The sequence below is a fragment of the Sphingorhabdus pulchriflava genome (assembly GCF_003367235.1).
In the GTDB taxonomy this organism is placed as follows: Bacteria; Pseudomonadota; Alphaproteobacteria; order Sphingomonadales; family Sphingomonadaceae; genus Sphingorhabdus_B; species Sphingorhabdus_B pulchriflava.
The window spans coordinates 1,102,391-1,114,277 of sequence record NZ_QRGP01000001.1 but is presented as its reverse complement, the minus strand read 5'-3'; the positions used below and the strand labels follow the sequence as shown (position 1 = coordinate 1,114,277).

Below are 11,887 nucleotides of genomic sequence, written 5' to 3'. Positions count from 1 at the left end.
GCTCAATGGGCTGAACCCAGCAGGCGGTTGGCCAGAAACAATTTGTAGATAACAAACGCGACGAGGCCAACCGCTGCCGTTCCGACATGGAACAACCAGAAAGTCGGCGTCGCCATTGTTTCATACCATGTGCCCACTTCGCCGACGATCTTGTTTGCGGCGAAGAAAGACAGATAATAGATGCCGATGATCGTCGCGTTGAGCGCGCGCGGTGCCAGCTTGGTGAAGAACGCCAGACTTACCGGCAGGATGTGCGCGAAACCGATGCTGTTGAAGATGTGGAATAACAACGGCCAGAACAGCCCGATCTTGCCATCGCCCTGCGTTGCTGCCGCCATATAGAGACACATCCCACCCGCGATGGTGAAGAAGCTGCCGATGATCATCTTGCCCAGTTCATCGGGCTCCTGCCGGTGCTTGCCGTACCAGACATAAAAGGCTGCGACCGCTGCCAGCATCGAGAAACTGGCGATAGCATCGATGGTGATCATCCAGCTGGTGGGCAGCGTCTGGCCAAAAAAGGTAAGCTGGAACTGTGTATCAGCCCAGACTAGATAGGCGTTGAAAATCTGCTGGTTGGTGAGCAGCGCCACGGCCAATACCGGCACCAGCGCAACCACCGCAACAATCCGCAGCCAATCCTGACGTGTCAGCGGTTCCTTGGCGGTGCTCAACGCGTCTTTCTTTGCCGGGCGATTGTCAGCGGGCAGCCATGGCCCGGCCATGATGTATAAAATCAGGCCGATGACCATCACGATGCCCGCCGTACCAAAGCCCCAATGCCAGCCCACGCGTTCACCCAATGTGCCCGCCACCAAGGGGGCAGCGATCACACTGACATTGATCGCGATATAGAAAATCTGGAACGCCATTGCGCGGCGCAGGTCTTCAGGCTTGTACAATTCGCCGACCTGGCTGGCGATATTACCCTTGAAAAGGCCGACACCGACGATCAGCGCCATCAGCGCGAACAGGAAGCTGCTTTCAAACGCCATCAGGAAATGGCCCAGCGTCATGAACAGCCCGCCGAGGATCAGCGTCGTGCGCCGGCCCAGCCAGCGGTCGGCAATCAGGCCGCCGGCTATGGGCGTCAGATAGACCAGCGAAGTGTAATCACCGAACAGCTTGGACGCCAAAGGCTGACCGTCAAGGCCGTACCAACTCTTCATCCAGTCGAGACCGATTACCCCCGCAGCATTTTCCGGCAGCAGCAGATATTTGACCATGTAGAGTACGAGTAAGGTCTGCATCGAATAATAGGAAAACCGCTCGCAGCCCTCGACAAAGGCCAGATAGCCCAACCCCTTGGGATGACCGAGAAAGGCACGATCAGATTTGTCGATCAGATCAATTTCGGGCGTCGCTTCGGCAATGGTCATTCTGTAACTCCCCCGAGTAATATTCTTTCCCCCGCCATATCGTTTCGTCAGGCGTTTGCCAGTAAATTTCGATGATTGGCGTTGGCGGCATTAGCGGTTAAGCTGCGCCGTACATCAGGGGGAGAGAATTACATGCCAGTTCCGGTTACCGCTTTTGTTGCAGCCATTTGTGCGCTGCTCCTTCTGCTCACCGCAATCGATACAGTCCGCCAACGTATCCGTGCTCAGGCGGCATTCGGCGATGGGGGCGATGCCAAGCTTATCAGTGCCAGCCGCAGCCACGGCAATCTCGCCGAACATGCGCCGATAGTCATCCTGTTGCTCGCGTTCCTCGAACTCGCGCACGCCTGGCATTTAGGCCTGATGGGGATCGGCGCGCTGTTCCTCTTTGGCCGGGTCATGCACATTTGGGGTCTGTATTTACCCGCGAGCACTAAGCCGCCGCTGCCCCGCTCGCTGGGCGTCATCATTACATGGCTGACGCTGGCTGCACTGAGCGGGTGGACGCTTTATTTGCTTGTTACGCAAAATCTCTAGTCAATCAGCGCGACAGCCCTAATCCAACCGGCGCTTGCGCGTTCGATCTTGACTGGAAAGCAGCTCAATTTCCAACCGAAAGGCGGGAGCGAGGCTAAGTTGGTCAGCTTTTCGATCTGGTAATATGGCCGAATGCGTCCGGCCTTATGGCCTTCCCAGATGATGGACGGATCACGCGTTTCGGCCCAGCGTCTGGCGGTGTGGCTGAACGGGGCGTCCCAGCTCCAGGCGTCGGTTCCAACCACCTGCACGCCGCGCTCGGTCAAGTACAGCGTCGCTTCAGCACCCATGCCGCAGCCTTGATCGGTGAAATTGTCGGTGCCGTAGACCGCGCCCGACTGGACCAGCACGATATCGAGCGGTTGCAGCTCATAGCCAATGCGCGCCAATTCCTCCTCGACTTCGGTGGCGCTCACCACATGGCCGTGCGGCTTGTTCGAAAAGTCGAGCTTTACGCCGGGGCGGAAGAACAGGTCGAGTGGTGCTTCGTCAATAGACGGGGCAGGGGAGGCGCCGCTGTCGGTGGTCGAATGGAAATGCCAAGGCGCATCCATATGCGTGCCGTTGTGCGTGCTCAGCGTCAGGCTTTCGACCGCCCAGCCTTCACCATCGGGGAGGTCTTCCCGCGTCAGGCCCGGGAAAAACATCGCGATCTGCTCCCATGTATTCTCATGGGTCATATAGGTTATCTGAGGACGCATGACCGGGGGGTCCGAAACCACATCATTGGTAATCGGTATCGAAAGATCGACAAATCGCGTCATTGCGGCAGCGCCTTGGCGCCATGGTCAAGCACCATCGCCGCCGAACGGCGGGCCATGGCGAGGAACATGTCGTCGCCACGATCAGTGCGTTCAACCACCATCGCCGCGGTTACCCCCATCAGGAAGCCCGCTACTGCAGAACGGCAATAATCGTCGTGAATATGTTCGAGGTCGGGCTCCGGCACGCCGCGTGAAATCAGCTGCGCTTTGTAGCGAGCGAGCAATTCCTCTTCTATGTCACGACGATGCCCCGCATCGAAGGCGGTGCCGGTGTAATAGGCAATATCTCCGACACCGATGCCCACGCCGGTTGTTTGCCAGTCAACGATCACGATTGGTTTAACCGGATCACCGACATTGAAAAGCATATTGTCTGGCCTGAAATCGTTATGGGTCAGGCAGCGCGGGCTTTGGCGGGTGTCGTAATTGGCGTTGAGCTTGCCGAGAAAGGCCTCGCCAACTGTGCGCATGTTTGCATTTACGCGATCGCCATAGCGGTCGCAAAATGCTGGCCAGAACATGCCGAATAGGACATCGCTGTCGAGTTGCGGCGGCACCGCCTTGGTACCGTTAGGCCAGTCGAGCGTATCGAGCATTGGATCGCCCCACCATGCCGCATGGATGCTGGCTGCGGCATCGACTGCAAGCAAAGCTTCCTCGCGACTCGGTTCGCCCAACTGGTTGCCCTGCACATGATTGGGCAGATCATGCATGATCAGCGTGAAAGCATGGCTGTCTTCATCGAAGGCGATGTATAGATGGTCGGGCACTGCCATCGGCTTTTTGCCTGCAAATGTCTGGTAGAACCGGCTCTCGCGTAGATAGGTCAGGTGTGATTTGCCCGTCGTCCGGCTCAACTCATCATTGGACGGCAGCTTGGCGACGATTGTTGGCGGAAAACCGTCGGGATTTGCATCAAAGTTCAAGGCGATGCGATAGGTGGCACCTACCTGACCAGTGCCGATGGCCTTGGCTTCGATCGATGCGATCGCTACATCATGGCCTTTGCCACGCAGCATGGCTGTCAGCCACTCTGCAGTAATCTCGTCACGCGACAGGACCGGCAGGCTCATGCGCCCGCCCCATCGTTCAGCCCTTTGAAACCGCTTGGGCCGTGCGGACCGAAAACCAGTTGCTCGACAATGCCAATACCTTCCGAACTCGCGCCACCGCCTTCATGCCGCGCGATGGCGACGTGCTGGATATGGAGGTGTGGCATGAGCAGCGGATCGAGATCGGCAGGGCGGAAGTCTTCACGTTCAACCGCCAGTTCTCCCTTGAAACCACCATGTACCCATTCGCTATGGCCATAGCCGATACCCTTCATCATGAAGGTATCGATTGGCTCCCAAGTTACAACATGATTGCGCCCGCCATCATCACGAACGTCGAGTCTTGCGGATGTCGCATGGCGTTTGCCCGCCGCCCAATTCATTGTGAAGCGGTCGTCATGGAAATGCATTCCGCCTTCCTGATTGGCTCCGTCCATCATCAGTGTTGCGCGGCGGTTCCAGGCTTCTCCCTTTTCATCCTCGTTTACATGGGCGTAGAGCGACAGGTTGGGGAAGTTGGTAGGTGCCCAAAGCCAGTAAAATTGCGGCATCGTCGCGGGGATGGTTGGTTGCGGGTCGGCTGCACCGATCGGACGCACGCCCCAGCTCCGGTCGCGCGTGCCAAAGGCCCCTTCATAGGCTTCGCGCTTGCCATCGACTTCGACCCAGCCCGAAACATGGCAGTTCACGGTGAAACGGGTGAGATCCATCATCATCCGCGAACCGTTGCGGCGGGTGAATCGCGGCTCCTGAATCGGCGCAGAGCGGACTTCGAAGGTCAAATCCGCTGAAATGCCCTCATGATTGTCAACAATGAGACGCACCGTCTTGAGCGGCTCGACAACCTCTATGCGGATCGGCCCGCAATGCATGTCCATCCGTTCGAAACCCAATATGCGAGAGGCATGGATGCAGTGTTGCGTACCATCCTTGATGATCGAGAAATGCGCATCGGCGATATTCAAGTGCGGATATACGCCAAAGGCTGCACCGAAATAGCCCGACCCATCAGGGCGATAGCCGCAGAAAAAGAAGCGGTCGTAAAAGTTGCGGTCGGTGCCTGAAAAGGCAATTGGCTCAGCCGTCTGGTGGATCGGGTATTCATCGCCTTTGGTCAGCATCTCTCTCTCCTCAACTCTCTCCTGCAAGTTGTTAATCGCTCGATTAAACAAACGCAACAAGGCTTGAACGATGTGGCATTGCAACTAAGAGAGAGCGAAAGGCTAGACAGGGAAGGGGAAGCCATGGCGAACACTACAGGCGCAGGCGAGGTAACGATTGATCCAAAGCGCGATAGGCTGGTGATCACGGCGTCGTCACTGGGCACAGTGTTCGAATGGTACGACTTCTTCGTCTACGGTATTTTGGGCGCTCTGATCGGGAAGCTGTTTTTCCCTTCCGACAATCCGACAGCGGCGACTCTTGCCAGCCTAGCTGTTTTCGGCGCCGGTTTTGGTGTTCGGCCATTAGGAGCAATCCTGTTTGGCTATTTCGGCGATAAGATCGGTCGGAAATACACGTTCCTTGTGACCATAACGCTGATGGGCGGCGCCACTGCGGCAATCGGTTTCTTGCCGACATTTGCTCAAGCAGGGATTTGGGCCGCAGCGCTGTTGTTATTGATGCGCTGCTTGCAGGGTCTTGCCTTGGGCGGGGAATATGGTGGGGCCGCGATCTATGTCGCCGAGCACGCACCAAAGGGCAAGCGCGGCCAGTATACGAGCTGGATCCAGGCTTCGGTCGCCGGCGGCTTCCTTCTCGCTGTAATCGTGGTGCTGGCCACGCGTACGGCCATGTCCACTGAAGATTTCGAAGCCTGGGGATGGCGCGTGCCATTTCTGATTTCGATTCTACTGCTCGCTATCTCGCTTTGGATACGATTGAAACTCTCTGAAAGTCCGGTTTTCGCTGCGATGAAAGAGGCAGGCACGGTATCCAAAAACCCGTTTACTGAAAGCTTCCGTTATCCCGGAAATGTGAAACGCATTTTCGTGGCAATGTTCGGCGTCGCTGCAGGCCTGACAGTTATTTACTACACTTCACAATTCTACACGCTCTACTTCCTGACGGGTACAGCGCGCGTGCCGGAAACCGATGCGCTTCTCTACATGGCCGTCGGCGCTGCGATTGCCGCTCCGCTTTATGTCGCGGCTGGATGGATGTCCGATCATTTCGGTCGCAAGAAAATCCTTCTGACCGGATATGCCTTGTCGATGCTGCTAACCTTTCCGCTGTTCTGGACGATGGCGGATGCGGCTAATCCGGCTCTTTCAAAGGCAACGGCAACAAACCCAGTAACGCTGGTCGCTCCTGATTGTGATTTCAATGTTTTTGCGAGCAAGCATGAAACCGATTGCGCCAAAGCGTATAACTTCCTTTCGAAACGCGGGATCAGCTATACAAAGTCAATGGGCACCGAGACCGTCCTGAAGGTTGGCAATTCTGACGTGAAGGGGTTTGACGAGAAAGCCTATGTCGCAGCGTTGGAAGAAGCCGGATACCCCAATGAATCGGATCCGAAAGAGCGCAATGGCCTGCTGATTATCGCCATGGTTGCAGCGTTAGTGGCCTTGTCGGCGATGACGTACGGCCAAGTAGCAGCGATTTTGGTGGAGATGTTTCCTGCCAAAATCCGTTACACCTCGATGTCCATTCCATACCATATCGGAACCGGCTATTTCGGCGGTTTCCTGCCGCTGATTTCGCAATATATCGTAGTCAGAACCGGCGGTGCCTTTAACGGCCTCTGGTACGGAGTAGGCGTTGTAGCAATGGCATTCATTGTCAGTCTGATCTGGCTTCCGGAAAGCAAGGATAAGGATCTCGATTGAGTTTCGCAGCACCGCTTCGGCTCAGGCTCGATAGCGAAGCCCTGATTGCAAATTGGAGGGCGATGGCCTCGTTGAGCGGCAATGCTCAAACCGGCGCGGCTGTGAAAGCCGATGCCTATGGGCTTGGTGCGCGCGAGGTCGTGCCGAGGCTTTGGAAGGCCGGCTGCCGCGATTTCTTCGTCGCACATTGGGGAGAAGCTGAAGCACTCGCCGATTTGATACCTACATCGAGCATCGCCGTCTTGAACGGCATCGCGGAGCAGGATGTCGAGGCAGCGATAGCACTGGGAGCAGCGCCCGTCCTGAATACACCCCATCAGATTTCGCTGTGGAAAAACGCGAATGGAAGGCGCTGCCATGTCATGCTCGATAGCGGGATCAACCGGCTAGGCATTGGGCCGGAGCAGTTTTCACCTAAGCTATTTGATCGGCTGGATATAGACATCCTGCTAACCCATCTAGCGTCAGCAGATGAAGACGTTCCGCAAAATGCGCAACAGTTGACCACGTTTATCGCGATGTCGGAAGGCATAAGCGCAAAAAGACGCAGCATGGCCAACAGCGCCGGGATTGCCTTGGGAAGCGACTATCATTTCGACCTTACCCGTCCGGGATTGGCCCTTTATGGCGGTGCAGCCCATTTGCACCTTAGGACTTCAATACGCCAGGTGGTGCTGCCGCAAGCCCGCATCCTGCAAGTGCGAGACGTGGCGGCGGGTTCGACTGTAGGGTATAATGCAACCTACACCACACAGAAAAGGACGACCGTTGCAACTCTCGCCATCGGCTATGCTGACGGCTACTTTAGGGGTTTTTCGAATAGCGGTTCGATTTGTGTAAATGGCACTGAATGTCTGGTGCTTGGGCGCGTTTCGATGGACCTTATCACGGTCGATGTGTCCGCCGCGCCAGAGGTTGCCGAGGGCGATTGGTGCGACGTCAATTTCGATTTGCGTTTGGCATCGGAATGGTCCGGCATGTCTCAATATGAGTTGCTCACCGCACTTAGCGACCGCGCCGATCGGCGGTGGATATAGAGCCAGCTGAAAAGCTTAGACTGAGAGTGCGGAATGCTATCCGCACAATTTCATTCAATCCGATCAGGCCAAAACAAAAAGGGCGCCGATAAAGGCGCCCTTTCCGTTTGTCACATTCTCGTCGACTTAGAAGTCGGCACGAACACCTGCGTAGAAGTAACGGCCGGTGGCATCAAAGATGCCCGAGCCAGCACCCGTACCGAGCAGGCCGCGCGGCGGCTTACGGTCGAACACATTATCCACGCCGGTGTAGAACGAAACCTTGTCGTTCACTTCCCAGTTCAGGCGAAGGTCGTGGAAATGCTGTGCCTTGTAGTACTTCTCGGGGAACTGGTCGGCATTGAGCGGACCAAGCAGAGCAAGTTCAAACGGCGTGCAAGTGGTCGGCTGACCAGCTGCGTTTCCGGCTGCAAAGCCGGTAAGACCGTTTGCGGGGCAGGGGTTTACCATTGCATGCTGCGATTCCCACGTACCAACGGCTTGCGGGCCGATGTAGCGGAATTCGTAGCGAAGGGTCAGGTCCTTGTGCTTGTATGAGAAGCTCGAACCCAGCTCCCAGATCGGATCACCCAATTCGCCATGCAAGCGGTTGCGGAAACGCGGATCGGCAGGATCGGTGTACTGTGAACGGTCACGGAGCCACGAACCAATGACGCGATAGGTCAACCGGTCGCCATTGTCGAAGCTGTGGTTGTAGGCCAGATCGACGTCTAGACCCTTGGTCGTGAACTTTGCAAAGTTTGCAGGGAACACGGTCACAGCAGGATCGTCGAACAGACCGCCGGGGAGGCGGTTAACCTGCGCACAATAGGGGTTGCCGACAATGCTGGCCGAGTCATAGCAAGCATTGAGGATCAAATTTGCCGTCGGGAATGCAATCAGGTTCTGAACCTTGATGTCATAATAGTCGACGGTGATCGAGAAACCCGGTGCGAAGCTGGGTTCGATAACAACACCAACAGTGTAGCTGTCCGACTTTTCTTCTTCGAGAAGCGGGTTGCCGCCCTGTTCAATGCTCAGCGTAGCCGAGCGAGCAGGCGTGTTAACGAAGCCGACGGGTACGCCAGCGGCAGCACAGTTCGCTGCACGGTTGGCACCCAGACCGATGTTCAAAATATCGCAAGGGTCAGCGATTGTCGCAAAGTTCTGTCCCAAAGGATCGAACAATGCCGACTGGGTCGGAACACGTACCGAGCGTGAGTAAGCAGCGCGGAACTTGATGTCTTCGATCGGAGCCCAAATGCCCGTGAAGTTATAGGCCTTGGTCGAACCGGCTGCGTTGTTATAGTCCGAAATACGGGCTGCAGCACCGAATTCCAGCAGCTGGGCAAACGGCATGTCACGCAGCAGAGGAATGTTCAATTCGGCAAAGGCTTCTTTCACCGTCAGCTTGGGATATTTGATCGGTTGAAGAGCGGTGAGGAACGTAGCGTCCGACGACGTCAACTCGTCGACGGAAATGCTGCCCTTTTCTTCACGATACTCAGCACCCAATGCAAATGCGATCGGGCCGCCAGGAAGTTCGAACAGTTCAGAGAAGTCGCCGCCAACAAACGCCGAGGCAACAAACTGGCTGGCTTTCTGACCATAGAAGCTATCGGTCATGACATAGTCGATAGCACGCGGATCGTTGCGGCCATTGCCGAGCAGGTTCAACGGTACGCAAGATGAGTCCACATTGGTCACTGCGTTGACACGGCAGATAACGCGCTGACCTGCAGCGTTGTTCACAAAGTTTGTTCCCGAGAAACCAACAGGTGCGAGAACGGCGTCAAACGCATTCAGGTAAGGACCGAATGATCCGTCAGCGTTAAACAGTTGCAGGTTGTTCAACGAAACTGTGCGGCCGTCCAGTTTGCCGTAGTTTAACGCAACTTCATATTTCCAGTCGTCGTTGAAAGTGCCTTCTGCACCAACAACAATGCGCCATGTTTCGCGCTTATTGTCTTCCGAGCGGATACCCAGGTCGACGTTGTTGCGGTTAAGCGCAAATGTCGAAGTCGGCAACGCGCAACGGCCAGCCCCCTGCAATACGGCAAGGTTCTGTGCGGTCACAAACGGATTGGAGCAGCTCACGGTACCAAGGAATCCGCCCTGAACGAAGCTGGGGCTGGTTTCCGAGAATACGTTCAGATCGACATATTTCGCTTCGAGGAACGGACGGAAGCCATCCGAAACGTCGAAATGCGCAAGCAGGTTAATCGACTTCCGTTCGATTTCAGGGATCAGGTCGCCATAGTTTGAAAGGGTCGAACCCAATCCACCAACAGCGTTGCCCGAACCAATCAAGCGCAGGTCGCGTGTGATCGGGTTTACAATCAGGTTGCCGCCTTCATCGAATACGTAGGAAGTACCTGCCGATGCAGCAGCAGTCGAACCGGGCGAGCAGCGCAGCGGATTACCCAGAACAGCTACAGCGTTGCAAAGACCGGTTACGAGGCCACCGTCGGAAATATTGTTGTTGCGGATGTTGGTGAAAAACGCGTTGTCGAAGATGCCATCACCATAGGGAAATTCACCAGACGTGATTTCAGTGATGTTGAACTGCTTACGACCCGAAAACGCACCGGTCAGATAGTCACGACCGGTGAACTTGATCGGTTCTGACTTCGAATATTCTGCAGCGATCGCGATGTTACCGCGACCGTCGGCGAAATTCTTACCCCAGGTAAGCGCACCGAAATAGGAGCCACGGTCACCACGGCTGGAAACGCCGCCCTGACCCGTCAGACGCAGACCGTCGAAATCCTTCTTCAGTACGAAGTTGACAACGCCTGCAATCGCATCCGAACCGTAAATGGCCGAGTTGCCGCCGGTCACAACGTCAATACGTTCGATCAGTTCGCTCGGGATTGTGTTCACGTCGACGGTGTAGTCACCGGGCGAAACTGTCACATGGCGGCGGCCATTAACCAGGGTCAAAGTACGCGCCGTGCCAAGACCGCGAAGGTCGAGGATGTTCAGACCGGCCGTGCCGATGAAGCGGGTCGAGTTTGACTGGCTGAATGTCGAACGCAGCGAGGGAAGATCGTTCAAGGCATCGCCGACCGAGAGATTACCACCCGAAAGCAGTTCTTCCGCAGTAACCGATGTGACAGGCACCGGCGATTCCAGCGTCGGGCGCGAAATGCGCGAACCGGTAACCAGAATAGGAGCGTTGTCTTCTTCCGCTACCTCTTCTTCATCTTCATCTGCCTGTGCATCGGGAGATGCCGACTGAGCGAATGCAGGTTGCACGCTCAGCATTGCCAGTCCGACAATCGAACCGGTTACCATTAAACGAGTCTTCTTCATGAAAAGCTCCCCAGTTGAGAATTCATTATGGATTAATCGGCCCCGATAAGCGCAGCGGAATGCCGGATGCAATGGCATCTGATATACTAAGACGTATTTTTTACCTCTGTTGCCAATGCGCCACAGCAGTCAAAAACCTATTTCAAAAGGCATATAGCAATGTAGTTGCACTCAAAGCGATAACAATTGTAACTAAATTGCAACAAAGCCCGTTTTTGCGAAAGCAAGCATCATATCCGAGCGAACGGCGATTGGAACGAAGCTGCACGCAAAATTTGGCGGATTTGCTTGCAGATGAATGAAATCGTTGTTCGAAATAGAATTTGTGTCGAATCATCCAAAATCTGGGACGATGGGTAAAGCAGCATCAATGTTGCGGTGCACCAAAGGCTGCGCTAGGGACGACTGGAAGATCCGGGGATTTATACATATGGCACGCAAGGCATCATCGGGGCAGGACGGCGATCCCGTCATCATCAAGAAATATGCGAACCGACGGCTCTACAACACCCAGTCTTCGAAATATATTACACTCGACTTTCTTGCCGAACTGACGCGCAAGGATGTTGAATTCAAAGTGCTCGATGCCAAAACAGGTGAGGACATCACTCACAGCGTTCTGACCCAGATCATCATGGAAGAAGAAAATGGCGGCAAGAGCATGCTGCCAGTTAACTTCCTACGCCAGATTATCGCGCTTTACGGGGATTCGATGCAGGGCCTCGTCCCGCAATTCCTCGAAAGCTCGATGGACAATTTCCGCAAAAACCAGAAACAGGTTCAGGATGTCATCGAAAATGCGCTGACTTCCGGCCCATTTGGTCACATCGCCAAGCAGAATATCGAAATGATGCGTGCCGCGCGCGATGCGTTGGTTCCCAATCTCGGTAATCTGGGCGGCAAAAAAGAAAAGTCTGACGAAAACCTCGACGATCTGAAACGCCAGATGGCCGAGTTGCAGGCGAAGATCGACAGACTCTCCAAAGACTAGGC

9 protein-coding genes are annotated in these 11,887 nt (G+C 55.3%); 4 read left to right on the top strand and 5 right to left on the bottom strand.

The window, feature by feature from the left end; translation table 11 throughout:
* Positions 1–2: 2 nt before the first annotated feature.
* The gene (locus tag DXH95_RS05615; RefSeq protein ID WP_115548419.1) at positions 3–1,379 is read right to left on the bottom strand and encodes a peptide MFS transporter; all 1,377 of its coding nucleotides are present in this window, start codon (positions 1,377–1,379) and stop codon (positions 3–5) included.
* 132 nt (positions 1,380–1,511) lie between these two features.
* On the opposite strand from DXH95_RS05615, the gene DXH95_RS05610 reads away from it, so the two are divergent.
* Complete coding sequence (locus DXH95_RS05610) at positions 1,512–1,916, top strand: MAPEG family protein (RefSeq protein WP_115548418.1); 405 nt, start codon at positions 1,512–1,514, stop codon at positions 1,914–1,916.
* On the opposite strand, the gene DXH95_RS05605 is transcribed toward DXH95_RS05610, so the two are convergent.
* Genes DXH95_RS05605 through DXH95_RS05595 form a run of 3 tightly spaced genes read right to left on the bottom strand, consistent with a single transcriptional unit; the run spans position 1,913 to position 4,853 of the window.
* Positions 1,913–2,680, bottom strand: coding sequence for a cyclase family protein (locus DXH95_RS05605; RefSeq protein WP_115548417.1), 768 nt, complete (start codon positions 2,678–2,680; stop codon positions 1,913–1,915). The two genes, DXH95_RS05610 and DXH95_RS05605, sit on opposite strands and share 4 nt — an antisense overlap.
* Positions 2,677–3,753 (bottom strand): phosphotransferase family protein, encoded by a 1,077-nt coding sequence (locus DXH95_RS05600; protein WP_115548416.1) that lies wholly within the window; start codon positions 3,751–3,753, stop codon positions 2,677–2,679. Before DXH95_RS05600 ends, DXH95_RS05605 begins: the two co-directional genes overlap by 4 nt.
* Entirely contained in the window at positions 3,750–4,853 is a 1,104-nt protein-coding gene (locus tag DXH95_RS05595) for an Rv3169 family protein (protein WP_115548415.1), read from the bottom strand. The genes DXH95_RS05600 and DXH95_RS05595 overlap by 4 nt, the downstream gene beginning before the upstream one ends.
* Before the next feature lie 123 nt (positions 4,854–4,976).
* Here DXH95_RS05595 and DXH95_RS05590 point away from each other — a divergent pair, with 123 nt between their 5' ends.
* Both DXH95_RS05590 and alr read left to right on the top strand, forming a co-directional pair.
* Complete coding sequence (locus DXH95_RS05590) at positions 4,977–6,563, top strand: MFS transporter (RefSeq protein ID WP_115548414.1); 1,587 nt, start codon at positions 4,977–4,979, stop codon at positions 6,561–6,563.
* Positions 6,560–7,600, top strand: coding sequence for an alanine racemase (alr, locus tag DXH95_RS05585; RefSeq protein WP_115548413.1), 1,041 nt, complete (start codon positions 6,560–6,562; stop codon positions 7,598–7,600). The genes DXH95_RS05590 and alr overlap by 4 nt, the downstream gene beginning before the upstream one ends.
* A 126-nt stretch (positions 7,601–7,726) precedes the next feature.
* Here alr and DXH95_RS05580 read toward each other — a convergent pair whose 3' ends face one another.
* A complete protein-coding gene (locus DXH95_RS05580) occupies positions 7,727–10,894 on the bottom strand; it encodes a TonB-dependent receptor domain-containing protein (protein WP_181883582.1) in 3,168 nt (1,055 codons plus the stop codon).
* A 430-nt stretch (positions 10,895–11,324) separates the two neighbouring features.
* On the opposite strand from DXH95_RS05580, the gene phaR reads away from it, so the two are divergent.
* Positions 11,325–11,885, top strand: coding sequence for a polyhydroxyalkanoate synthesis repressor PhaR (gene phaR, locus DXH95_RS05575; protein ID WP_115549420.1), 561 nt, complete (start codon positions 11,325–11,327; stop codon positions 11,883–11,885).
* Positions 11,886–11,887: the final 2 nt, after the last annotated feature.

Coding starts and splice junctions, on each gene's coding strand:
- DXH95_RS05615 (WP_115548419.1), bottom strand. CDS start 1,379: ATGACCATTGCCGAAGCGACGCCCGAAATTGATCTGATCGACAAATCT.
- DXH95_RS05610 (WP_115548418.1), top strand. CDS start 1,512: ATGCCAGTTCCGGTTACCGCTTTTGTTGCAGCCATTTGTGCGCTGCTC.
- DXH95_RS05605 (WP_115548417.1), bottom strand. CDS start 2,680: ATGACGCGATTTGTCGATCTTTCGATACCGATTACCAATGATGTGGTT.
- DXH95_RS05600 (WP_115548416.1), bottom strand. CDS start 3,753: ATGAGCCTGCCGGTCCTGTCGCGTGACGAGATTACTGCAGAGTGGCTG.
- DXH95_RS05595 (WP_115548415.1), bottom strand. CDS start 4,853: ATGCTGACCAAAGGCGATGAATACCCGATCCACCAGACGGCTGAGCCA.
- DXH95_RS05590 (WP_115548414.1), top strand. CDS start 4,977: ATGGCGAACACTACAGGCGCAGGCGAGGTAACGATTGATCCAAAGCGC.
- DXH95_RS05580 (WP_181883582.1), bottom strand. CDS start 10,894: ATGAAGAAGACTCGTTTAATGGTAACCGGTTCGATTGTCGGACTGGCA.
- phaR (WP_115549420.1), top strand. CDS start 11,325: ATGGCACGCAAGGCATCATCGGGGCAGGACGGCGATCCCGTCATCATC.